Annotated in this window: 1 pseudogene; it reads right to left on the bottom strand. The window is 43.9% G+C overall.

The features are described from left to right. Window positions 1-303 (bottom strand): annotated as a pseudogene (gene glnA / locus AC2Q9J_RS17790) (glutamine synthetase); the annotation flags it as partial.

The following is a 303-nucleotide window of genomic DNA, read 5'->3' as shown; positions in this document are numbered from 1 at the left end:
TCAAGACCAGCCATCAACAATGCCGCAAAACCTAAGTATGGGTTCATCATTGGATCAGGGAAACGAGCTTCGATACGCTTACCTTTAGGGCTTGAAACGTATGGAATACGGATAGATGCAGAACGGTTACGTGCTGAGTAAGCAAGCATGATTGGTGCTTCGTAGTGAGGAACCAAACGCTTATAAGAGTTTGTAGATGGGTTAGTAATCGCATTCAATGCACGCGCGTGCTTGATTACACCACCAATGAAGAACAATGCCATTTCAGATAAACCAGCATATTCATCACCAGCAAACAAGTTC

The sequence above is a fragment of the Planococcus sp. RAB007_Raresut genome (assembly GCF_057369535.1).
Note: the sequence above shows the minus strand (reverse complement) of the source record. Positions and strands in the feature narration are given on the sequence as shown.